The sequence below is a fragment of the Janthinobacterium glycogeni genome (genome assembly GCF_051380725.1).
Lineage (GTDB): Bacteria > Pseudomonadota > Gammaproteobacteria > Burkholderiales > Burkholderiaceae_D > Janthinobacterium.
Genome location: NZ_JBNYXP010000003.1, coordinates 264734 through 286408, shown reverse-complemented (window position 1 = coordinate 286408; position 21675 = coordinate 264734). Strand labels below are relative to the sequence as shown.

Below are 21675 nucleotides of genomic sequence, written 5' to 3'. Positions count from 1 at the left end.
AATTGAATAGAATCGGCAAAACGCGCGCGTGTATAAGCGCCGCACCGTCCAACGCCGGCACGTCGCTTGCATGATGATAGTTACGCAGCCGGCGGCGGCTGGAAGGCGCAGAAACCAGGCCACTGGTCGCGGCTGTCGCACACTTTCAGGCAGCCGTGATTGTCCTTGAACGTGGCGACGACCTTGATGGGGAAGCCGTATTTCGGCGTGGTAGCCAGGAAGGCGGACGGGCAGCTTTGCTCATTGCTGAAGCGGAAGGTGATTTCCTCGCGGCGGCCCTTGCGCGCAAAGCTCAGCATGAAGGTCTCATTACTGTTCCACTGCGCCTTGCCCGGCACGCGGAAGCGGTAGCGCGGGCTGCCCGGCTGCTGGCCGTCAAGTTTCTGCCCGAAGACACGGCTGCTGGCCGTGGCCGTCTCGACCTTGGCGATCGGATAGGGCACGGCAAACATATAGGTGCCCGCGAAGCCCTGGTCGAAGCCGAGGCCCTTCTGGTAGAACGGCACGACGATATGCGGCGCGCCCGCGTATTCCACGCTGTTACGGGACGTGGTACGCGACGTCAGCTTGTCGTCGGGCGCTTGCCCGAAGACCACGTCCACTTCCACCAGCGCGTGGCTCTTGTCGATGTCCTGCGCCAGATAATCCCTGGAGGCGATCTCACTGTGCACGCAGCCGGCCAGCAACAATGCGGCGAGGCAGCCGGCGATGAGTTGAGGCTTGCTCATGGCTGTTTTCCTTCGGGCGGCGCGGAACTGAGACCCAGGCCCGTCACTTGCCAGCCACCCCTGCCTTGTTTCCATTGAAATTGCTGCCCGAACCAGGCCAGTTCCAGCTCGCGCCGGATGCGGTTGCTATCCGTGCGGCCCTGGCCCGTCTTGATGGCGGCGCGGGCCTGTGCGGAAGCGGCCTCCGACAAGGGCTTCAGCCACTGTTGATAGGTATCGGGCGGCAAGGCCAGCACGCCGGCCACGCCGTCGTCGCGCGTGGCGACGATGATCCCCACCTTCGTCAGCGCATTCGTCAGATACGCGCCGCGCCGGCCGTCGGGCGAGATGGAGACCAGCATGGCTTGCGGATAATCACCGGTGACGCTGCCCGGCACGTCAAACCACAGCAGTTCGCCCGTGCCCGTGTCGAGCGCGCGGCCATCGCGGGCAAACAGCAGTATTTCGCTACGGCCCGGCTGCGGCACGCCCCATTCGGGGTCGCGTTCCGTGCGCACCATGTCGTCGCGCTGCAGAGGGCTGATGGGGCGCATCAGCGGTTCGCCGTTCTGCACGCCGATCAATATCGTGCCCTGGCCCGTGTAGCCCTTGGTAAAGGCCAGCAGCATGGGCTGGCCCTCGCGCGTGGCCTGGATGGGCCGCACCTCCGCCACTTCGCGCGCGCCGCCGGGCCAATAGCCGTGCCGGCGGAAATTCAAGGTGACGGTCGCGCCGTGGCGGTCGCGCGTGACGACAAAGTCGCCGTATTGCTGCATCACCGGCACGTAGGGTGTCTGCGCCTGCACGACGGGCAAGACGGCGGCCAGCAAGCTGGCGGCGGCCGCCAGGCGATGTAAAGGAGAGAACAGCATGGCATCCTGCAAGGGTCGCACCGGGCGAAGGATCGTCATCATAAACGATTCATCGCCAGCAATACTGTCCGATAGGAAACATCAACGGCGCTGGATTTCGATCAGTTCGATCTCGAACAGCTTGGGCCACAGTTTCCCAGTGACAAACAAGCGCTTGCCGCGCCCATCCCAGGCGATGCCGTTGAGCACGGCGTCGGGATTGGCCGTGCCCCGCTGCTCGGGCGGCAGCAAGCCCGTCAGGTCGATCCAGCCGACGACCTTGCCGCTGGCCGGGTCGATGCGGGCGATGACGTCCGCGCCCCACACATTGGCAAACAGTTGCCCGTCGACCATTTCCAGCTCGTTCAGCCGGTCGATGGGGCGGCCCTCGGCTTTCACTTCGAAGCGGCGCACTTCCTTCAGGGTTTTCGGATCGAGCACGCGGATGGCGGACGTGCCGTCGCTCATGTAGACGAATTGATGGTCGCTGGCCAGGCCCCAGCCTTCGCCCGCATAGCTGAATTTGCGTTTCAATTTGAAGGTTTTCACGTCGAAGACATAGCCGGTCTGCGAAATCCACGTCAGGCCCAGGATCTCGTCGCCCACGTCCGTGATGCCTTCGCCGAACACGTTCTTGTCGAGCATGCTTTTCTGCAGCACCTTACCTGTCGTCAATTCCACCTTGCGCAGGGAGGACTGGCCGTTCTGGCCCGTGCTTTCATATAAATGCCCCTCCTTGAACAGCAAGCCCTGCGTGAAAGCCTGCGGGTCATGCGGGTAAGTGTTCTTGACGAAATAGCCATACACGGGAAGCGCGGCCTGGGCATAGCCCATTTCGCTCATCAGACCCACGGTGCATAACAATCCCAGCAACAATGAGCCGGCCGTGCGTTTGATTTTGGCTGTTACCCTGGCGTTCCCTGTGTTCTTCATATTCTTGGCGGTGGTTGGCGAGCGCCTATTGTAAACGTGCGGCGTCCGCCATGCGCGCCCTGACGAGCTCCAGCCAGGCGCGCGCGGCAAACGACAGCCGCCCGCCCCGGCGCCAGGCCAGCATCAAATTCCACTCCACGGGCGGGCCGTCCAGGGGAATCACGTCAAATTGCGCTGGCTCCAGCGTGTCGCAATACATTTTCGGCAGCAGGCAGATACCCACGCCCAGCCGCACCAGCGAGGCAATGAAATCCCACTGGCCGCTGCGGCCCGTGATGCGCGGCGCGAAACCGGCCCGCTGGCAGGCATCGAGCACGATGTCGTTCAGGGCAAACGCGGCGCCGTAGAAAATGAAGGGGCTGTCGGCCAGCTCGGCCAGGGCGACGGCAGCGCGCCCGTGCCACGGCGAGCCGGGCGCGGCCAGCAGGCACAGCGGCGAGCGCACGAGGGGCAAGGCTTCGAAATCCTGCCAGGTGGCCGCATTGCCCGGGTAGTCGAGCATGGTGCCCAGTTCCACCGTGCCGGTGCGCAAGTCGCGTTCGATCGCCTGCGTGCCGCTCTCGTACATCTTCAGTTCGATGCCCGGATAGCGCTGGTGGTATTCGGCCAGCCACGGCGCCAGGGTGGAGTGCGTCTGCGGCGACACGCCGACGCGCAGCTCGCCCCGCTCCAGATGTTGCAAGTCGCGCAATTCCACCTTCAGTTCCGCGTGCAGGGCCAGCAGTTCATGCGCGCGCGACAGCACCACCTTGCCCGCGTCCGTCAGGGTAAAACGTTTGCCGGCGCGGTCCAGCAAGGCCAGGTCGAGCGACTGTTCCAGCTGTTGCACCATCTTGCTGACGGTGGGCTGCGTCACGTGCAGCCTGGCGGCCGCGCGCGTAAAACTGGCTTGCTCGACCACTTCGACGAAGTAGCGCAGGGAGCGGATATCCATGATGCATTCCAATATCGAATGATAATCATGAGTTTAAGTCATTTTATCTTTTGATGTGGGCTCACTACAATGAAAACCTCCCCATCCGTTTGAAAGCCTGCCGTGAAAGCCGTCCCTTGTTCCACCACCGCCCCACTCGCCATCCCTGCCTGGCGCCAGCCCGCGCAGACCGTGTGGCAAGTGGGCATCCTGATTGCCGCCTGGTGGCTGGCCGACGAAGCCGCCTCCGCCCTGCACTTGCCGTTCTCCGGCGGCGTCGTGGGTCTGTTCGTGCTCGTGGCCCTGCTGCTGGCGGGCTGGGTGCGCCCAAGCGCCATCGAACTGGGCGCGAACTGGCTGCTGGCCAACATGCTGCTGTTCTTTATACCGCTGGTGGTATCCGTGGTGCAATTTACGCAACTGTTGAAGTCGCAGGGGCTGATGCTGTTTGTGAATATCGGCCTGGGCTTTGCCAGCGTGATGCTGGCCACGGCGTTGACGGTGGAATGGGTGTGCCGCTATGAACGCAAGCTGCGCCTGCAAAAACTGCTGCGCCAGCGCGCCGCGAGGGCGCAAGCATGAGCACGCTGCTGCTGTCCCTGCTGTTTTTGCTGCTGACCCTGGCACTGTTCTATGCCAACCAGGCCGTGCACCGCCGCCATCCGCATTTCCTGCTCACGCCCGCCATCTGCACCTCGGCGATATTGATCGTCATCGTGCAGGCCACGTCGACGCCGTTCGCCACGTATTTCGGCGAGACGCGCTGGCTGCCGTGGCTGCTGGGTCCGGCCACCATCGCGTTTGCCCTGCCCATCTTCCAGGAGCGCAAGCTGATCCGCAAGCACTGGCTGGCCTTGTCGCTGGGCAGCTGCGCCGGCATCGTCGCGTCCGTGGCCGCCACGTTGCTGCTGGACCGGCTGCTGGGCGTGCACGGCGACATGGCGCGCAGCCTGCTGGCGCGTTCCGTCTCCACCCCGTTCGCACTGGAAGCGTCGCGCCACATGGGCGGTTCGGCCCAGCTGACGGGCATCTTCGTCGTGATGACAGGCTTGTTCGGTCTGATGCTGGGCAAGCCGCTGTTAAAACTGCTGCCCTTGCGCATGCGCATCGCCCGCGGCGCCCCGTATGGCGCGGCCGCGCACGGTTTTGGCTTATCCGTGGCGCGCCGCGTGGGCACGGAGGAAGGCGCCGTGGCCAGCCTGACGATGATTTTTTCCGGCGTCGTGACGGTGCTGCTGGCGCCGCTGCTGGGGCACCTGCTGGGCTAGCGGCCCGCTTGCAGCGCCTGCATGCCATGCACGATCAGGTCGATTCCCGCCAAAAAATCCTCGCGGTCGTCGTGCGCACGCAGTTGGCCCGCCACCTTGCGCGCAAATGGAAATGCCTGCGCATCGAGGCGTGACCACGCGCCCGCCAGGGTGTCGAGGAAATGCGCGCGCTCCAGGCCCTGTTCCCTGGCGAGGACGGCATTGGCCGCATTCTGCCCGCTCACGCCCAGCAGATAATTGAGCAAGGCGCATGCCGCCATCCACTGCCGTTCCTGCGGCACGCCCAGCGCATCGACTTGCCGGCCCAGGCGTTCCAGGATGCGCACGGTGGGTAGCTGGCCCGGCGCGCGCGACAAGGCCGAGCCCAGCCACGGATGCGCATCCATCGCCTCAAACATGGCCAGCGCCACGGCGCGGATGCCCGCCTGCGGCGTATCGCCGGGCGGGGCAGCCTCCATGGCGCGGGCGACGATGGCGTCGCTGGCGGCCGTGAATAAATCATCCTTGTCGGCCACGTGCCAGTAGATGGCGCCCGCCCCCGTCGCCAGACGCGCGGCCAGGGCGCGGAAGGTCAGGCCGCCCTCGCCCGCTGTGTCGAGCAGGGCAATGGCGGCGTCGATGATGGAGTCGCGCGTCAGCGAGTCGGCGCGTCGTGGTGGGTTCGCTACGGTATGGGGCATAGCTTATCTTGACACAGATGGCGGCTTGCAGCAAAATTCTTCTGGAACGCCGTTCCATTGCCATTTTAAACACCACCTGAAGGATCACCATGCATATCGCCATCATCGGCGCAGGCCTGGGCGGGCTGATGCTCGCCCGCGTGCTGCACGTCCACGGCATCGCCGCCACCGTGTATGAAGCAGACTCTTCGCCGCAGGCGCGCCGTCAGGGCGGCATGCTCGATATCCACAAGGAAACGGGCCAGCAAGCGCTGCGCGCCGCCGGCCTGCACGACGCCTTCCGCGCCCTCATCCATGCGGGCGGCGAAGCGAGCCGCGTGCTCGACCAGCACGGCACCGTCCTGCACGACGAGGGCGACGATGGCACGGGCGGGCGCCCGGAAGTGCCGCGCGGCGAACTGCGCCGCATCCTGCTCGATGCCTTGCCTGAGGGCTGCGTGCGCTGGGGCCACAAATTGACAAGCATCACAACGCTGGATGGCGGCCGGCATCTTTTACACTTTGCGCATGGCGCCACGGCGGCCAGCGAGCTGCTGGTGGGCGCGGACGGCGCCTGGTCCCGGGTACGGCCGCTGCTCTCCAGCGCGCAGCCCGCCTACAGCGGCATTGCCTTCATTGAAACGTATCTGTTCGACAGCGACCGCCGCCATCCGGCCAGCGCGCAAGCCGTCGGCGCGGGCGCCCTGTTCGCGCTGGCGCCGGGCAAGGGCATCCAGGCCCACCGCGAAGCCGATGGCGTGCTGCATGCGTATGTGGCCTTGCGCAAGCCCGAAAGCTGGCTGGCCGGCATCGATTTTGCCGACCCTGCCGCCGCCCGGGCGGGCATCGCCGCGGAATTTTCCGGCTGGGCGCCGGCGCTCACGGCCCTGATCACGGACGCGGACACGCCGCCCGTGCCCCGTCCCGTACACCTGCTGCCCGTCGACCACCGCTGGCAGCGCGTGGCGGGCGTGACCTTGCTGGGCGACGCGGCCCATTTGATGGCGCCGGCCGGCGAAGGCGCCAACCTGGCCATGCTGGACGGCGCCGAGCTGGCGCAGGCGCTTGCCGCGCAGCCGGGCGACGTGGCGGCGGCACTGCTGGCATATGAAACGGCGCTGTTTGCGCGCAGCGGCGCGGCCGCGGCGGAGTCCGAACGCATCCTGCGCCTGTGCTTTAGAGACGATGCCCCGCACGGCCTGGTGCAGTTCTTTACGGGCATGCAAGATGGCGGCCCGGCGCGCGCAGTGTGAACGGCGACGCCAAAGCCCCACGCCAGCGGCCTTTATCGGGGATAATACGTCTTTCCCCATTGCTAGCAGCCGCGCCACGATGAAATACCCTGCAGTCCTTCCCTTCCGCGACATCCTGCCGCGCCTGCATGAATTCGACGCCATCATCGACGTGCGCAGCCCGTCCGAGTTCGCGGAAGACCACTTGCCGGGCGCCATCAACCTGCCCGTGCTCGACGACGAGCAGCGCGTGCGCGTCGGTACTTTGTATAAACAGACCAGCGCTTTCGAGGCGAAGAAGCTGGGCGCGGCGCTGGTAGCAAAAAATATCGCGCGGCATATCGAAGACAGTTTCCTCGCTCATCCGCAGCACTGGAAACCGCTCGTCTACTGCTGGCGCGGCGGCAACCGCAGCGGCGCCATGGCGCACATCCTGGCGCGCATCGGCTGGCCCGTCACGCAGCTCGAGGGCGGCTACAAGGATTACCGGCGCCATGTGAACGCCGAACTGGCCACCCTGCCCGAGCGCTTCGATTTCATCAACGTGCTGTGCGGCCCCACGGGCAGCGGCAAGAGCCGCTTGCTGCAGGTGCTGGACCGCCAGGGCGCGCAGGTGATCGACCTGGAACAATTGGCGGCCCACCGCGGCTCCGTGCTGGGCGGCTTGCCCGAGGCAGAGCAGCCGTCGCAAAAAGCGTTTGAAAGCGCGCTGTGGCAGCAACTGCGTACTTTCGACCCGGCACTGCCCGTCTTCATCGAATCGGAAAGCAAGAAAGTGGGCCGCCTGCGCGTGCCCGACGCGCTGATGGACAAGATGCGCGCGGCCGCCTGCACGGACGTGCGGCTGGCCACGGAGCAGCGCGTGCAACTGCTGATGCAGGACTATGAACATTTCGTCGGCGACCCGGCGCGCCTGAACGTGCAGCTGGCCCTGTTGACGCAGCTGCATGGCAAGGAGAAAATTGCCCACTGGCAGCAACTGGCGACCTCGGGCCAGATGGCCGAGCTGGTCGAAGAACTGCTGGTCCAGCATTACGACCCCGTCTACCGGCAATCGATCGCCCGCAACTTCAGCCGCTACGCGCAGGCGACGCCGCTGGTCTTGCCCGATATTTCAGAACATGCCTTTGAGCAAGCCGCGCGCGCATTATGTGCTATCGTCGGCGAACCCCGTACCGCCAGCGCCGCGTAAGCGTCGGCGCAGCTTTTAATGACCTTTTTGAGCAGGATGACGACCATGTCCGATAGCGCAGCAACACCCAATACACCCATCCGGTTGACCGAATTTGCCCATGGCGGCGGCTGCGGCTGCAAAATTGCACCGGGCGTGCTGGCCGACATCTTGAAGGGCAGCGGCGGCTTTCCCCTGCCGAAGGAATTACTGGTCGGCATAGAAACCTCCGATGACGCGGCCGTCTACCAGCTCAACGACGAGCAGGCGCTGATCGCCACGACGGATTTCTTCATGCCCATCGTCGACGACCCGTTCGACTTTGGCCGCATCGCCGCCACCAACGCCATTTCCGACGTGTACGCCATGGGCGGCACGCCCATCATGGCGCTGGCCCTGGTGGGTATGCCGATCAACAAGCTGCCGGTGGAAACCATCGGCCTCATCTTGAAAGGCGGCGAAACCATCTGCGCCCAGGCCGGCATCCCCATCGCGGGCGGCCACACCATCGATTCCGTCGAACCGATCTACGGCCTGGTCGTGCTGGGCCTGGTCCACCCGTCGCAGGTGAAACGCAACGCGGGCGCGCGCGCCGGCGACAAGCTGGTATTGGGCAAGCCGATCGGCGTGGGCATCCTGTCGGCCGCGCTGAAAAAGAACGCGCTCGACGCCGATGGCTATGCCTCCCTGATCGCCAACACCACCAAACTGAATACCCCGGGCAAGAAACTGGCCCTGCTCGACGGCGTGCATGCGCTGACGGATGTGACGGGCTTCGGCTTGCTGGGCCACACCCTGGAACTGGCGCGCGGCGCCAAGTTGCAGGCGCGCATCGCCATGGACGACGTGCCGCTGCTGCCGCAGGTGCAGCAACTGGCGCAGAATGGCAACATCACGGGCGCCTCGGGCCGCAACTGGCAGGGCTATGGCGCGCAAGTGGCGCTGTCCGACAGCCTGAGCGCCATCGACAAGGCGATTTTGACGGACCCGCAGACGGCCGGCCCCCTGCTGGTGGCCTGCGCGCCGGAAGCCGTCGAGCAAGTGCTGGCGATTTTCCGCGCCGAAGGCTTTGGCGACGCCGTCGTCATCGGCGAGATGCAGGAAGGTACGACCGGGGTTTCCGTAATCTAATGAATATTTTTTGCAAAGGCAGTCCCATGACCACGTTCTCCAACAAATTCCCCGCCATCCTGGCCACCGTCGCCGCCACCCTGGCCATCCACAGCGGCCTGGCGCAGGCGCAGCAAGTATTGCGCGTGTCCGCCATTCCCGACGAAGCGCCGACGGAATTGCAGCGCAAGTTCAAGCCGCTGGGCAGCTATCTGGAGAAAAAGCTGGGCATGAAGGTGGAATTTACGCCCGTCACCGATTACGCGGCGTCTGTGGAAGGCTTGATCAATCACAAGCTCGACATGGTCTGGTTCGGCGGTTTTACCTTTGTGCAAGCGAACGTGCGCAGCGGCGGCAAGATCGTGCCGCTGGTGCAGCGCGAGGAAGACACGAAGTTCCGCTCCGTGTTCGTGACCACCAGCAAGGACATCAATCAATTGTCGGACCTGAAAGGCAAGAATTTCACGTTCGGCTCGGAATCGTCGACCTCGGGCCACTTGATGCCGCGCTACTACTTGCTGGCCGCCAAGATCAACCCGGACACGGACATGAAGCGCATCGCGTTTTCGGGCGCACATGACGCCACCGTGGCGGCAGTGGCCGGCGGCAAGGTCGATGCGGGCACCTTGAACATTTCGGTGTGGGAAAAGCTGGTCGAAGCGAAAAAGGTTGATCCAAGCAAGGTGCGCGTGTTCTACACGACACCGGGCTACTACGATTACAACTGGAGCGTGCGCGCCGACATGAATCCCGTCGTGCGCAAGAAGCTGACGGACGCCTTCCTGGCGCTCGATGCTTCCACGCCGGAAGGCAAGGAAATCCTCGAGCTGCAGCGCGCGACCAAGTTCATCCCGACCAAGGCCGAGAACTACAAGGATATCGAAGCGGCCGCACGCGACGCGAAGCTGTTGAAGTAATTGCTGAATCTGTCGGATTACGGCCTCCGGCCTAATCCGACCTACGCTGCCGTCGCATGGCGTAGGTCGGATTAACGGCGCAGCCGCGTCATCCGACACCCACCGTCCCCACACCGACACATCGCATGACATTCCAACTTCACAAGGTCTGCGTCCACCACGCGGGCGCCGCCGGCAATGCGCTGGCCCTGCGCGACGTGGACCTGGACGTGGCCCAGGGCGAGCAGATCGCCCTGATCGGCCCTTCGGGCGCCGGCAAGACCAGCCTGCTGCATACCCTGGCTTGCGCGCTGCGTCCCGAGTCCGGCAGCTTGAGCGTACTCGGGACTTCTCCGTGGCAGCTCGCCAGCGGCGAACGCCATGCCTTGCGCGCGCGCCTGTTCCTCGCGCCGCAAACGCCGCCGCTGCCGCCGCGCCAGCGCGTCGTCAACGCCGTGCTGGCGGGACGCCTGCCGCAATGGCGCTTGTGGACGGCCATCCGTTCGCTGCTGGCACCCGTCGATCCGCGCGCCGCGTGGGAAGCGCTGGGTAAATTCAACCTGCAGGATAAACTGTACGCCAGGGTCGACCGCCTGTCCGGCGGCGAACGCCAGCGCTGCGGCATGGCGCGCGCGCTCGTGTCGGATGCGCAAGTGTTCCTCGTCGACGAACCGCTGTCCGCGCTCGACCCCACCCTCGCCTTGCAGACGATCCATGTGCTGCAGGCGGAAGCGACGGCGCGCAACGCCACCCTGATCTGCAGCCTGCACCAGGTCGAGATCGCGCGCGCCTGCTTTACGCGCATCGTCGCCTTGCGCGATGGCCAGATCGTCTTCGACTTGCCTGGCAGCGAGGTCAGCGACGCCATGATCGCCGAGCTGTACCGCAACAAGGCCGACGCCGCGCCCCAGTTCGAATCGGTGGAGGCGAACCTGGACGCCGCGAGGCCCCTTTGCTGAAGAGCGCCGACGCCGCCATGCCGCGCGACCCCGCCTGGCGCGGCCGCCTGACCGGGGCGGCCATCGTGCTGCTCGTGCTGTGGCCGATGCTGGTGCAGGCCGAGTTCAAGCCGTGGATACTCTGGGATGCGCAAAGCCTGGCGGCCACCTGGCAATTCCTGGCCAGCTTCGTGCCGCCCGCCCACTCGCTGGAATTTTTGCAGCTGGTGGCGGTGTCCAGCTGGGAAACCATCGCCATGGCCACGGCCGGCATGGCGCTGGCCATGCTGGGCGCCATTCCCTTGACCTTGCTGGTGACGGAGCGTTTGTCGATCTCGCGCATCGGTTCCGGCCAGGTGTCGCCGCTGGCCGCCAGCGTGCGCCATGGCGTGCGCGCGCTGCTGGTACTGCTGCGCAGCGTGCCGGAACTGGTCTGGGCCTTGTTATTGGTCCGCATCGTCGGCCTGGGACCGACGGCGGGCGTGATCGCCATCGCCCTCACCTATTGCGGCATGCTGGGCAAGGTGTACGCGGAAATCCTCGAATCGTCGGACGCCGCCGCCTGCAACGCGCTGCTGCACAATGGCAGCGGCCGCTTGAAAGCCTTGCTGTACGGCGCCCTGCCAGAGTCGGCCGCCGAACTCGTGTCATACACGATTTACCGCTGGGAATGCGCGATCCGCGGCTCCGTCGTCATGGGTTTTGTCGGCGCGGGCGGCCTGGGCCAGCGCATGGATGAATCGATGAAAATGATGGCAGGCAATGAACTGGCCACCATGCTGATGGTGTTCGTGCTGCTGGTGGCGGGCGCTGACGCCGTATCCGCCATGCTGCGCCGGAGGCTGGCATGAAGGGCGACACGTCCATGCTGCCTGCATTGCCTCCTCCTGCGCCTGTGCGCTGGTCCACTTGGGCCTTGCTGGGCGGTTTATTGCTGCTGGTCATCGCCAGCTTCGCCACCCTGCCCCTGAAATGGGGAGAATTCTTAAGTGCCGACGCCGTGCGCACGAGCGCCGACTTCCTGCACGGCTTCGCCCCGCCGGAGCTGGCCAGTCCCTTCCTGATGAAAGTGGGCATCGCCACGTTCGAGACCCTGGCCATGTCGGCCATCGGCACGGTGATTGCGGCCGTCCTGGGCGCGCTGCTGGCCCTGCCCGCCAGCGGCCGTTTTGGTCACTTGGCGCGCAACGCGACGCGCGGCGTGTTGAATGTGCTGCGCTCGATCCCCGAACTGGTATGGGCCTCGATCCTGCTGATCGCCGCCGGCCTGGGCCCGTTCGCGGGCACCCTGGCGCTGGCCCTGCACACGGTGGGCGTGCTGGGCCGTCTGTTTGCCGATGCGTTTGAAAATTGTCCGCCCTTGCCGGCGACGACGTTGCGCATCAACGGCGCTCGGCCCGCCGTGGCCTTTTTATATGCCACCTTGCCGCAATGCGGGCCGCAGATGATGTCCTACACCCTGTACCGCTGGGAAAACAATATCCGCGCCGCCGCCATTCTCGGCGTGGTCGGCGCGGGCGGCCTGGGGCAGATGCTGAAATATCATCTGTCGCTGTTCCAGATGCAGAGCGCCGCCACCGTCATCGTCGCCATGCTGCTGATGGTGGCCGCCGTCGATGGCCTCAGCTACCTGCTGCGCCGCGCCATGACCCGTTAATTGTCACTTTTCACAAGGAATGCCCATGTCAGGCTGGTGGACGATTATCTCGACAGAAACGCCGGAACAACTGGCCGATATGACGAAAGTCAACAAGGACGCTTTTCTCGCCAGCTGGGAGGCAGGCCTGTTCGGCGCGGACTGGATCGCGCAATTATGCGAGCACGGCAAGGCGACCCAGCTGACGTTCAACGGCTTTCCCAACCGCTACACGGCCCCGGCCGGCGTCATCGCGCCCCTGCTGCTGGCGGGCATCGCCGAGGCGCAGGATGGCGAGTTTCCGCAAGATAAGCTGACGGGCTGGCCCGGCAGCATCACCGTGCATCCGGAGCGCATCGCCGCGTGCGCGCCCGGGCAGCTGCTGACGATTGAAGTGTGGGACCAATCGTAAATGATGAACAGAGGCAAATGGTTTAGACTGATGCCCAACTAGAGGAGTTCATACATGGGATTGGCAATTTCGGTCGGCGCCCTAGCCGACCTGCTGGAAGAAGACCCGGAAGGCGCGCAGTGGCTCGTCACCGCTTTTGAGGAAGCCAACCTGCTGCTGCAAAAGGCGGGGCTGCCACAGCACAGCGAACCGGCCGCGCTGCCGCAACTGGATTCGCGCGCCATGCTCGATTCCTTCCCATACGGTTTCCTGCACACCCTGCGCCGCGCTTATGCCCAAGCGCGCCTGGATGCGCAATGGCGTGCCACGCCACTGGCCGAAGGCGAGGATGCAACGCAGGATCCAGTGCTCGAAGCCGCGCAGGATGACTTCGACAGCCATCTGATCTGCCATTCCGACTGCGAAGGCTTTTACTTCCCCCTCGTCTTCGAGGAAGTCATTTTTGCCGATGAGGAAAATGCACTGCTGGGCGGCATGCTCGGCTCCTCGTACAGCCTGCGCGCCGAACTGGTCACGGTGGCGCCCGCGCTGGGCATTTTCCTGCTCGGCGACGAGCTGAGCGATGAAGAGGCTGCGCGCATCAATGCACGCATCGACGACGAAGACGGCCTCGAGCGCGAACTGATCGCCTGGCTGGCCGCGTACGAGGCATGCCGGCTCAGCATCGAACACAAGACGGCGATCGTCTTCAACTGAGCATGCTGCCGGCACGCTGGTCATAACCCAGGCCAAGGCGCTACTGGCACTGTCAGGGCGCACATACAACACGGCCTGAGCAAAATTGCGGGAACGGCGGCAAACACGTCGACGACCCTGTTAATATTGCTAAATACTTAAATGACTGGCGCTGCCCCATGGACAAGCGCCACGCCATTCAAGCATATGTGACGTATTTTCCTGCACCGCAGGCCACTCTTGCATAGGCTGTCTACACCATGAAAAAACTGCTCCTGGGCGCCCTCACCGCCTGCTGCGCACTGCATGCCGGCGCCGCCCCTGTCGAAGACTTTATCGGCACGTGGAAACTGGAACGCACGACCGTCCCGAACTATGTCGTCATCAAGCAGGAAGGCGACCGGCTCGTGGCGCTGCGCTACTCGCGCAATGTGCTGACCAACAAGATCACCGAGCGGCGCTTTCCCGCCAGCTATGCGAACGGCGATGTCACCATTCAAGCCGGCGAGACCATCATCGAGGCGCACAGCGTGAACGACGTAGCGACCGTCACGATGCTGGCGGAAGCGTACAAAAAGATTTCGTCGTCCACGGACGCGCCCGCCAGTTAAGGAATGTCGCAGATTTGAAGAATATGATTATCCGCCCCACCGGCGCCGCCGACTGGCCGGCGCTGAAGTCCGCGCGCCTGGCCGCCCTGCTCGACGCCCCCACGGCTTTCGGCGCCAGCCATACCAGCGCGGCCGCTTTTTCCGATGCCGACTGGCAGCAGCGCGCCATCAGCACGCCGCAGCGCACGTTCTTCCTCGCCTTCGATGGAGAGCAGCCCATCGGCCTGGCCGCACAGGTGGTGGCCGGCAATGGCGAGTGCCACCTGATCGCCATGTGGGTGCAGTCCGACTATCGGGGCCTGGCCGTGGCGCAAGGACTGGTCGATGCCGTCAAACGGTGCGCCATGGACAACGGCCATCCTCGCCTGGTGCTCGACGTGGCGCCGGAGAACACCCGCGCGGCCGCGTTTTACCAGAAACAGGGCTTTGTCTTCTTGCCGGAATGGGAAGCGCTGGAAAGCCATCCGCATATCCGGGTGCAGAAGATGGAGTGGCTGGCAGCCACATCAAAGCCAGGCTTGGCGTTTCATGTGTAATTGTAAGAAATTACCATCGGCAATCGCGGATATCGATTACTGGAAAACGCCCTTTGATTACAAAGGTGCAAAAGAATTTTCAGCGTATTTTCAGCGCCTGGACAGCGACGATCTTTCACCAGCACTCGATTATGAGATTTCAAACTACGAGTGCAGAATTTGCTCGCAAAAATGGTATGTGGAATGCGCTCCCGAGCAGACAACCTGGCCGTTGTTTGCGATGAAAGAGGTGGCGGGCAAGCTCACTGGAAAGTCGCCTGGTGTGGCGGCGCAGAAGGCTCTTCTGGAAGTGCTTGCACATGGCGGGTTTTCTGAGGAATGGTGTTTGTTTAAAAACTGCACTGGATTGGCCTTGAACGGGCGTTTCGTCTGCTACGCACACTTGCAGTAATCATCGCACATATCAAATCGACATTGCCAAATCGGAAATTCGATTGGCGTTTTAAAGCACGCACCGCGGAAAAGCAGCGGTTTCCAGCATTCCATTCATCCCAATTGACACTCTGTCTTAAAAACCTCCTGGCACTTCTGTTTTTTTCTACACTCATGCCAAAGTGGGCTTTGAGAAACAAGGACATGAGATTCAAATGAACAGGATAAATATGCGTGCAATAGCTGGTCTTCTGTTGTGTTTAGGTGGTGCCGCAGCACAGGCCCGGGCAGATACGGTGCAAGCCATGGAGCAAGCGGGCCAGGAGGCGGCGTCCGTCAATATCAAAGGCATCCGCGATCCGGACTGGAAGCCCTACAGCGCCATGCTCAAGGGCGTCAAACGCTTCGAGGAAAAACATGCGCTGGCGCCTGGCGCGCAGCTGCGCTTCATCCTGGAACCGCGCCGTGCCGATGTCGACATGCACGCCATCACGCTCAGGCTGGAAAGCGACGAGGCGGGCATGGCGATTCCGTTGGGGGAAACGAACATCTTCACCCTGCCCGTCGAGCAGGGGCCGTTGTATGAAAAGGCCGAGCTGACCGTGAACCGCAAGGCGGGCTCGGTCAGGTGGATACCCTACGTCAGGAGCGCGGCGACCAGCGATACGCTGCGCCGCCTGGGCGACCTGCGGCTGGCGTGCGAGGTCCATTGGGCCATCGACAAGGAAACCTTGCCTTTCGCCATGCGCACGGCGATGGGAGCGCTGGGCGGGCCGTGCAATTTCGTGTCCCAAAAGGGTACCTACAGCTTTGCCGAAGCGCGGCGCATCACGGCGGCAACAATCAGTTTTAATGGCAAGAGCGCGCCCGTGCCCTTCAACGGCGCGTCGTTCACGCCGCCGCTGCGGGAGCAGGACTGGAGCGATGACAGCGTGCTCGAACTGACCTTCGCCGACGACTAGCTGGTCGCGGCGTCTATTTCACCCGCTGCTTTTCCAGTTTGCGCGCCAGGGTGCGCCTGTGCATGCCCAGCCTTCTCGCCGTTTCCGAGATATTGAAATCCGTCTCGGCCAGCATTTCGTGGATGCGTTCCCATTCCAGGGTCTTGATGTTGGTGGCGCGGTTGGTCAGTTCGATGTCGGCGTTGCCGGCCACGTGGCCGAAGGCCGCTTCGATGTCGTCCGTGTTCGACGGCTTCGCCAGGTACTGGCAGGCGCCCAGCTTGATCGCTTCGACGGCCGTGCCGATGCTGGCGTAGCCCGTCAGCACGACGATCAGCATCTCCGGGTCGTGCTGGTGCAGCATCTGCACGCAGGCCAGGCCCGAGGTATTGCCATTGAGCTTCAAATCGACGACGGCGTAGTCGGGACAATGCTGCTCCAGCAGGGCGCTCGCCTCGTCGAAATTGGTGGCCAGGATGACCTGGTAGCCGCGCCGTTCGAACGAGCGGCCCAGGGTGCGGGCAAACGCGGCGTCGTCTTCCACGATCAGTAACAGACGGTCATCCTGCATGGTGGTCGCTTTCTCTTTCCAGTTTGATGGCCGCCAGCGGCAAGGCCAGGTGCACCACCGCCCCGCCCTGCACCCGGTTGCGCGCCGTCACCGTGCCGCCCAGGGTACGCGCGACATTCACCACCAGGAACAGTCCGAGGCCGCCGCCGGGCTTGCCCTTGCTGCTTTGATATGGTTTACCCAGGTGCGTCAGCATCGACGGCTCGAAGCCGGGCCCCGCATCGGTGATAACCAGGTGCAGGGCGTCCGCTTCGCGCGTCGCCTCGAAGCGCAGCCATTCGGGCGACGCTTCCAGCGCATTGTCGAGCACATTGCAGATGGTTTGCTTCAGGGTCGAATCGAAGACGACGGGAATATCGTGCTCGATGCGGTTATCGTACTCGAAATCCTGGATCGGACGGCTCGTGCGCCACTCGTCGACCAGGTCGTTGAGGAAGGTATTGATCGTCGTTTTCACGGAAGATTCCCCGCGCGCCTCGCCCGCCGACAGCAGGATGCCGCTGACGATGCTCTTGCAGCGCTGCAATTGCGCCTGCATTTCCGTGATTTCTTCCAGCATCTCGCTGTTCTTGCTCAGTTCCGGCATGCGGCGCCAGTCGCCGAGGATGACGGACAGGGTTGCCAGCGGCGTGCCCAGCTCGTGCGCGGCACCCGAGGCCAGCAAGCCCATGCGGATGATGTGCTCTTCTTCGGCCGCGCGCTGGCGCAAGTCAGCCACCTTGGCGTCGCCGGCCCGCTGGTTGCGGTTGATGCGCGTGATAAACACCACCAGCAAGGCGGCGTTCAGGATGAAACATATCAGCAAGCCTTGCACGTACAGGCTGGAAAAACCGCGCTCGGGGTCGATCGGCAGGATCAAGGGGCCGGGCAGCACGGCCAGGCCGGCCAGGCACAGGCTGGTGATGGCCACCATGATCCACGTCGACCATACTTCCAGCAGGACGGCGCTGAGGATGACTTGCAGCAGATACAGGAAGGCGAACGGGTTGCTGATGCCGCCGCTCAGGTATAGCTGGGCCGTCAGCACGGTGACGTCGACCAGCAAGGCGAGGAACAGCGCCGTGTTGGAAACGGGCTGGCGTTCGTGCCAGCGCAGCAGGCTGGCTAAGTTAAAAGCGATGAGGCAGGACAGCACTTCGAGCATGTAGGGCACGGGCAAGGCGATGCCCAGTCCCACGCCGACGCCGAAGATCGTGCTGATCTGGCCGATCACGGCCAGCCAGCGCAGCTGGATCAGCAGCTTCATGTTCTGGTGGCCGGCCGGATGTTCCATCTCGGCCGCCACGGCGCCGCGTTCTAACACCTCGCGGTTGGGCAGGATCTCAATCCTGCCCGGCATGGTCGCTTTCTTGCGTATTGTGACCGGCGGCGCGGCGCGCGCGGCGGCGCTTGCCCTCGCGCACGATCCACCACGTGATGCCGGCCACCATCAAGGCCAGCGCGAACCACGTCAAGGCATACACGAGGTGGTTGTTATGGAACGAGATCACGGTCAGGCCGCCCACGGGAGCGTCGACGGCCGTTTCCGACTTTGCCTTCGCATCGACGAAGTATGGCGCCACGTTGCTCAGCATGTGCGAGCCGGCGATGGCGGCCACGTCGCGCGAATACCAGTGCTGCGTGGCAGGACTGTTTTCGCGCAGAAAACCGCCGCCCGTCTCGCTGATGCGCAGCAAGCCGTCGACCTCGACGATGCCGGCCGGGGTGCTGGCGGCGATGCTGGCGCGTTTCGGCACGAAGCCGCGGTTGATGAGCACGATGCTGCCATCGGCCAGGCGCAGAGGCGTCACCAGCCAATAGCCGCTGCCCAGTGCCGTCGTTGCTTGCACCAGGGTATTGAAAATGGGGAGATACGTACCGGAGAGTCGCACATGGCGGTATTCATCCGTTTGAGGCGTAATGCTGGCCCAGGCTGCGGGTCCAGGTGCGTCCGTTGCGGGTGCATGTACGCGTTGTTCGACGCGCTCGATCAGGTCAAGCTTCCAGAACAGGCGCTTGACTTGCCAGGTTCCCAGGGCGCAGAAACCGGCAAACAAGATCCCCGCCAGCAAGGCCAGTGCAATTTTTGAATAATGCACAGCCATGCCGCGTGGGCCTGGCGCGGCATCTTGCGATGCGGCGCCAGGGGCGCGCCCGGTGTTGCTTGGGCGCGGTTGACTCATCATGGAGCCGTTTTCGTATGCATGTACTCAGGCATCAGATCCGGCATCATGTTGTGGTTCATGTGGTACATGACCCACAGGGAACCGGCCATGGCAATGCCCACGATCATGATCGTGAAGATCAGCGCCATCATGTTCCAGCCGCCTTCGGACTTGGTGTTCATGTGCAGGAAGTACACCATGTGCACGACCACTTGAACAGCCGCGAACGCCAGCAGGACCAGGCCCATGGTGCCCGAGTTGGTGATGGCTTTCGTCATCACCAGCCAGAAAGGAATGGCCGTCAGGATCACCGACAGGATGAAGCCGATGGCGTAGCTTTTCAGGCTGCCATGATCGTGATGGTCATGGTGGTGGCTATCGCCGTGTGTGTTGTGGTCGCTCATGGCAGCACTCCCATCAGGTAGACAAAGGTGAAGACGCCGATCCAGATGACGTCCAGGAAGTGCCAGAACAGCGACAGGCACATCATGCGACGGCCGTTTTCCGGGGTCAGGCCATGCTTGTTCAACTGGAACATCAGAGTCACGAGCCAGATCACGCCGAACGTCACGTGCAAGCCGTGGGTACCGACCAGGGCGAAGAACGACGACAGGAACGCGCTGCGCTGCGGACCGGCGCCTTCGTGGATCAGATGAATGAATTCATACATTTCCAGCGACAGGAAGGCCAGGCCGAACAGGCCCGTGATGCCCAGCCAGACCAGGGTGCTGCGCAATTGCTTGCGCTGCATGGTCAGCATGGCGAAGCCGTAGGTGATCGACGACAGCAGCAGCATGGCCGTGTTGACGGCCACCAGTGGCAGGTCGAACAGCGCGGCGCCCGTCGGGCCGTCCGCGTAGCTGCGGCCGACCACGGCGTACGTGGCGAACAGACAGGCGAAGATCAGGCAATCGCTCATCAGGTAGAGCCAGAAACCCAGCAAGCTGCCGTTTTCCGGATGGTGCTCGCGCACAAAGTAGCTGCGCGTGCTTGGTGCGGCGCCAGCGGCGCCGGTGTTATGGGCGATGGTATCAGACATGGCTGCTCAGCAATTTAGTATAAGCGTCTTCGGTACGGACCACTTCTTCCGCAGGAATGTAGTAATCGCGCTTGTAGTTAAAGGTATGGACGATGATCGTAATCATCATGACCGCAAAGCCAATGCCGGCTACGAGCCACATTTGCCAGATCAGGCCAAAACCGACCAGTGCGGACAGTGCGGCGATCACGAAACCGGCCCAGGTATTCTTCGGCATGTGGATCTTCGTGAAACCGGACGTCGGACGCTGGTAACCGTGTTTCTTCATGTCGGTCCATGCATCGAGTTCGTGCACTTGCGGCGCGAAGGCGAAATTATAGTCTGGCGGTGGCGACGACGTCGACCATTCCAGCGTACGGCCGCCCCATGGGTCGCCGGTGACGTCGCGCAGGGCGTGACGGTTGCGGAAACTGACATAGAACTGCATCAGCAGCGAGCCGATGCCCAGCGCGATCGAGACGGCGCCAAACCAGGCGATGATGGTCCAGATTTGCAGCGATGGATCTTCAAAGTGGTTGACACGACGGGTCACACCCATCAGGCCCAGCACGTACAGCGGCATGAAGGCCAGGTAGAAGCCGACGAACCAGAACCAGAACGAGCACTTGCCCCAGAACGCGTCGAGCTTGTAGCCGAAGGCTTTCGGGTACCAGTAGTTGATCGCAGCGAATACACCGAAGACCACGCCGCCGATAATCACGTTATGGAAGTGGGCGATCAGGAACAGGCTGTTGTGCAATACGAAGTCCGCTGGTGGTACGGCCAGCAATACGCCGGTCATGCCGCCGATGGTGAAGGTGACCATGAAGCCGATCGTCCACAGCATCGGCAGTTCGAAGCGGATACGGCCGCGGTACATGGTAAACAGCCAGTTGAAGATCTTCGCGCCCGTCGGGATCGAAATGATCATCGTCGTGATGCCGAAGAAGGAGTTGACGCTGGCGCCCGAACCCATGGTGAAGAAGTGATGCAGCCATACCAGGTAGGACAGGATCATGATGACGCAGGTGGCGTACACCATCGAGGCGTAGCCGAACAGGCGCTTGCTGCTGAACGTGGCGACGACTTCCGAGAACACGCCGAACAGCGGCAGGATCAGGATGTACACCTCTGGGTGACCCCAGATCCAGATCAGGTTGACGTACATCATGGCGTTGCCGCCCAGTTCCGTCGTGAAGAAGTTAAAGCCGGCAACGCGATCCAGCGACAGCATGGCCAATACAGCCGTCAGCACCGGGAAGGCGGCGACGATCAGGATGTTGGTGCACAATGCGGTCCAGGTGAAGACTGGCATTTTCATCCAGGTCATGCCTGGCGCGCGCATCTTGACGATGGTGGCGATCAGGTTGACACCGGACAATAGCGTCCCGACCCCGGCAATCTGCAAGGACCAGATGTAATAGTCTACCCCCACGTCCGGACTGCCGACGATGCCCGACAGCGGTGGATACGCCAGCCAGCCCGTGCGGGCGAATTCGCCGACGAACAGCGAAGCCATCACCAGGACGGCGCCCATGGTGGTCATCCAGAAGCTGAAGTTGTTCAGGAAAGGGAAAGCCACGTCGCGCGCGCCGATTTGCAGCGGCACCACGTAGTTCATCAGACCCGTCACGAAAGGCATCGCGACGAAGAAGATCATGATCACGCCGTGGGCGGTGAAGATCTGGTCGTAGTGATGCGGCGGCAGGAAGCCGGCATTGTCGCCAAAGGCGATCGCCTGCTGGGTACGCATCATGAGCGCGTCGGCAAAGCCGCGCAGCAGCATGACCAAGCCCAGGATCATGTACATGATACCGATTTTTTTATGGTCGATACTGGTGATCCAGTCGCGCCACAGGGTACCCCAGACGCGGAAATACGTCAGTGCCGCAACGAGTGCGATACCGCCCAGGGCGACCATTGCAAAGGTCGCCAGCAGGATAGGTTCGTGAAATGGAATTGCATCCCAAGTCAGACGGCCGAATATAAGCTTCGTCAGATCAATATGGTCTAGCATTGTTACTCTCAGAGAAAAAAGGGAGGCGCCAGGCAAGCGGCGCCAGTATCTGCAGCGCAATGCG

At 63.2% G+C, this 21675-nt stretch carries 26 protein-coding genes; 15 read left to right on the top strand and 11 right to left on the bottom strand.

Translation table 11 applies throughout. The features are described from left to right. Window positions 1–80: 80 nt before the first annotated feature. From ACQ4W4_RS09680 to ACQ4W4_RS09665, 4 genes are all read right to left on the bottom strand, one after another. Window positions 81–728 carry a hypothetical protein gene (locus ACQ4W4_RS09680; RefSeq protein ID WP_436541791.1) on the bottom strand — a complete coding sequence of 216 codons (648 nt, stop codon included), beginning with the start codon at window positions 726–728 and terminating at the stop codon, window positions 81–83. Continuing rightward, complete coding sequence (locus tag ACQ4W4_RS09675; RefSeq protein ID WP_436541790.1) at window positions 725–1621, bottom strand: hypothetical protein; 897 nt, start codon at window positions 1619–1621, stop codon at window positions 725–727. The genes ACQ4W4_RS09680 and ACQ4W4_RS09675 overlap by 4 nt, the downstream gene beginning before the upstream one ends. A 39-nt stretch (window positions 1622–1660) precedes the next feature. Then, window positions 1661–2401 (bottom strand): glutaminyl-peptide cyclotransferase, encoded by a 741-nt coding sequence (locus ACQ4W4_RS09670; RefSeq protein ID WP_436542017.1) that lies wholly within the window; start codon window positions 2399–2401, stop codon window positions 1661–1663. Window positions 2402–2516: 115 nt separating this feature from the next. Continuing rightward, a complete protein-coding gene (locus ACQ4W4_RS09665; RefSeq protein WP_436541789.1) occupies window positions 2517–3425 on the bottom strand; it encodes a LysR family transcriptional regulator in 909 nt (302 codons plus the stop codon). A gap of 102 nt (window positions 3426–3527) precedes the next feature. On the opposite strand from ACQ4W4_RS09665, the gene ACQ4W4_RS09660 reads away from it, so the two are divergent. Continuing rightward, the gene (locus ACQ4W4_RS09660) at window positions 3528–3986 is read left to right on the top strand and encodes a CidA/LrgA family protein (protein WP_436541788.1); all 459 of its coding nucleotides are present in this window, start codon (window positions 3528–3530) and stop codon (window positions 3984–3986) included. Then, window positions 3983–4672 (top strand): LrgB family protein, encoded by a 690-nt coding sequence (locus ACQ4W4_RS09655; protein WP_436541787.1) that lies wholly within the window; start codon window positions 3983–3985, stop codon window positions 4670–4672. The genes ACQ4W4_RS09660 and ACQ4W4_RS09655 overlap by 4 nt, the downstream gene beginning before the upstream one ends. Here ACQ4W4_RS09655 and ACQ4W4_RS09650 read toward each other — a convergent pair. Beyond that, window positions 4669–5352: a TetR/AcrR family transcriptional regulator gene (locus ACQ4W4_RS09650; RefSeq protein WP_436541786.1), complete on the bottom strand. Its 684-nt coding sequence runs from the start codon at window positions 5350–5352 to the stop codon at window positions 4669–4671. The genes ACQ4W4_RS09655 and ACQ4W4_RS09650 overlap by 4 nt on opposite strands. A gap of 89 nt (window positions 5353–5441) precedes the next feature. Between ACQ4W4_RS09650 and ACQ4W4_RS09645 the strand changes: the two genes are divergently transcribed. The 13 genes from ACQ4W4_RS09645 to ACQ4W4_RS09585 all read left to right on the top strand — a co-directional run bounded on the left by ACQ4W4_RS09645 (window position 5442) and on the right by ACQ4W4_RS09585 (window position 15882). Then, the gene (locus ACQ4W4_RS09645; RefSeq protein WP_436541785.1) at window positions 5442–6584 is read left to right on the top strand and encodes an FAD-dependent oxidoreductase; all 1143 of its coding nucleotides are present in this window, start codon (window positions 5442–5444) and stop codon (window positions 6582–6584) included. 79 nt (window positions 6585–6663) lie between these two features. After that, window positions 6664–7755 carry a tRNA 2-selenouridine(34) synthase MnmH gene (mnmH, locus tag ACQ4W4_RS09640; RefSeq protein ID WP_436541784.1) on the top strand — a complete coding sequence of 364 codons (1092 nt, stop codon included), beginning with the start codon at window positions 6664–6666 and terminating at the stop codon, window positions 7753–7755. Between the two features lie 45 nt (window positions 7756–7800). Then, entirely contained in the window at window positions 7801–8865 is a 1065-nt protein-coding gene (selD, locus tag ACQ4W4_RS09635; protein WP_436541783.1) for a selenide, water dikinase SelD, read from the top strand. Window positions 8866–8891: 26 nt separating this feature from the next. Continuing rightward, window positions 8892–9761: a putative selenate ABC transporter substrate-binding protein gene (locus ACQ4W4_RS09630; RefSeq protein ID WP_436497063.1), complete on the top strand. Its 870-nt coding sequence runs from the start codon at window positions 8892–8894 to the stop codon at window positions 9759–9761. A gap of 125 nt (window positions 9762–9886) precedes the next feature. Next, window positions 9887–10699, top strand: a complete 813-nt coding sequence (locus tag ACQ4W4_RS09625) for a phosphonate ABC transporter ATP-binding protein (protein ID WP_436541782.1) — start codon at window positions 9887–9889, stop codon at window positions 10697–10699. Between the two features lie 17 nt (window positions 10700–10716). Continuing rightward, complete coding sequence (locus ACQ4W4_RS09620) at window positions 10717–11529, top strand: PhnE/PtxC family ABC transporter permease (protein ID WP_436542016.1); 813 nt, start codon at window positions 10717–10719, stop codon at window positions 11527–11529. After that, window positions 11526–12335, top strand: a complete 810-nt coding sequence (gene phnE, locus ACQ4W4_RS09615; RefSeq protein ID WP_436541781.1) for a phosphonate ABC transporter, permease protein PhnE — start codon at window positions 11526–11528, stop codon at window positions 12333–12335. The genes ACQ4W4_RS09620 and phnE overlap by 4 nt, the downstream gene beginning before the upstream one ends. A gap of 25 nt (window positions 12336–12360) precedes the next feature. Beyond that, entirely contained in the window at window positions 12361–12726 is a 366-nt protein-coding gene (locus tag ACQ4W4_RS09610) for a hypothetical protein (RefSeq protein WP_436541780.1), read from the top strand. A 54-nt stretch (window positions 12727–12780) separates the two neighbouring features. Then, the gene (locus ACQ4W4_RS09605) at window positions 12781–13422 is read left to right on the top strand and encodes a putative DNA-mimic protein (RefSeq protein WP_436541779.1); all 642 of its coding nucleotides are present in this window, start codon (window positions 12781–12783) and stop codon (window positions 13420–13422) included. Window positions 13423–13661: 239 nt separating this feature from the next. Continuing rightward, on the top strand, window positions 13662–14012 hold the full coding sequence (locus ACQ4W4_RS09600) for a hypothetical protein (RefSeq protein WP_436541778.1): 351 nt from the start codon (window positions 13662–13664) through the stop codon (window positions 14010–14012). A 23-nt stretch (window positions 14013–14035) separates the two neighbouring features. Continuing rightward, window positions 14036–14548 carry a GNAT family N-acetyltransferase gene (locus ACQ4W4_RS09595; protein ID WP_436542015.1) on the top strand — a complete coding sequence of 171 codons (513 nt, stop codon included), beginning with the start codon at window positions 14036–14038 and terminating at the stop codon, window positions 14546–14548. Beyond that, on the top strand, window positions 14541–14939 hold the full coding sequence (locus ACQ4W4_RS09590; RefSeq protein WP_436541777.1) for a hypothetical protein: 399 nt from the start codon (window positions 14541–14543) through the stop codon (window positions 14937–14939). Before ACQ4W4_RS09595 ends, ACQ4W4_RS09590 begins: the two co-directional genes overlap by 8 nt. A gap of 286 nt (window positions 14940–15225) precedes the next feature. Beyond that, the gene (locus tag ACQ4W4_RS09585) at window positions 15226–15882 is read left to right on the top strand and encodes a hypothetical protein (protein WP_436541776.1); all 657 of its coding nucleotides are present in this window, start codon (window positions 15226–15228) and stop codon (window positions 15880–15882) included. A gap of 13 nt (window positions 15883–15895) precedes the next feature. Here the strand turns inward: ACQ4W4_RS09585 and ACQ4W4_RS09580 are convergent, their stop codons facing one another. From ACQ4W4_RS09580 to cyoB, 6 genes are read right to left on the bottom strand one after another with little or no spacing between them, the layout of a single operon-like run. Further along, window positions 15896–16432 (bottom strand): response regulator transcription factor, encoded by a 537-nt coding sequence (locus ACQ4W4_RS09580; protein ID WP_034788474.1) that lies wholly within the window; start codon window positions 16430–16432, stop codon window positions 15896–15898. Further along, on the bottom strand, window positions 16422–17771 hold the full coding sequence (locus tag ACQ4W4_RS09575) for an ATP-binding protein (protein WP_436541775.1): 1350 nt from the start codon (window positions 17769–17771) through the stop codon (window positions 16422–16424). Before ACQ4W4_RS09575 ends, ACQ4W4_RS09580 begins: the two co-directional genes overlap by 11 nt. Next, a complete protein-coding gene (locus ACQ4W4_RS09570) occupies window positions 17755–18597 on the bottom strand; it encodes an SURF1 family protein (RefSeq protein WP_436541774.1) in 843 nt (280 codons plus the stop codon). Before ACQ4W4_RS09570 ends, ACQ4W4_RS09575 begins: the two co-directional genes overlap by 17 nt. Beyond that, complete coding sequence (gene cyoD / locus ACQ4W4_RS09565) at window positions 18594–18980, bottom strand: cytochrome o ubiquinol oxidase subunit IV (RefSeq protein WP_436541773.1); 387 nt, start codon at window positions 18978–18980, stop codon at window positions 18594–18596. The genes ACQ4W4_RS09570 and cyoD overlap by 4 nt, the downstream gene beginning before the upstream one ends. Continuing rightward, window positions 18977–19615, bottom strand: coding sequence for a cytochrome o ubiquinol oxidase subunit III (cyoC, locus tag ACQ4W4_RS09560; protein WP_086144570.1), 639 nt, complete (start codon window positions 19613–19615; stop codon window positions 18977–18979). The genes cyoD and cyoC overlap by 4 nt, the downstream gene beginning before the upstream one ends. Further along, window positions 19608–21611: a cytochrome o ubiquinol oxidase subunit I gene (gene cyoB, locus ACQ4W4_RS09555; RefSeq protein ID WP_436541772.1), complete on the bottom strand. Its 2004-nt coding sequence runs from the start codon at window positions 21609–21611 to the stop codon at window positions 19608–19610. The genes cyoC and cyoB overlap by 8 nt, the downstream gene beginning before the upstream one ends. Window positions 21612–21675: the final 64 nt, after the last annotated feature.